Here is a 580-nt window from a genome sequence, read left to right as displayed (position 1 = left end):
ACTTGCCGTAGAAATTCATTCGTCCACTCAGTATTACATCCTCCAGCAATGAGGAAGAAGGAATCACCTGTCTGAGCATCTACTGCCCCATAACAATAGCGATATTCTCGCATATAATGACTATGAATGTTAGGTCGAATTCCTTGAGGAGCCCAACAAGAACTCATCTTACTGATTCTCCCGAAACCAGCTTCATCTTGGTACATCAAGCGTACTTTGTTATAAGACCCCCTCTTCTTTAAAGCGCTTACTTAAGGTCTCGAATGTAGATTTTATTTTTAGACGTCTCAATTGTTTGAGCGTCTGCCTTCTTGGGATGTTCAGGTCGAGGAGTGACTGTTCGCCAACCATGGCGTTTCAGGAGACAATAGAAACCATCACGTGTAGAAGTGCGACCAATCTCTTTTTGATAGGCTTCAAATAACTGATTGACAGTTACAAATTCCCCAGCCTGAGCAGCTTCTATATGACGTTTTAGAAATGCTTGTTCTTCTTCGTAAGTCATATATTCTCGATGACGTCCACCACGAGTCTCTTGAAGAAGAGCTTCTAAACCAAACTCCTTATATTTTTTCAAATT

General features: G+C 41.2%; 1 pseudogene. It reads right to left on the bottom strand.

Features of this window, described 5'->3' with window-relative positions:
* Positions 1-580 (bottom strand): annotated as a pseudogene (locus NML69_RS09910) (IS630 family transposase); the annotation flags it as partial.

Origin of the sequence: Streptococcus sp. CF8-6, assembly GCF_024295845.1 — a bacterium.
GTDB classification, from domain to species: Bacteria; Bacillota; Bacilli; order Lactobacillales; family Streptococcaceae; genus Streptococcus; species Streptococcus oralis_BO.
This window is presented reverse-complemented; position numbering and strand designations above follow the sequence as displayed.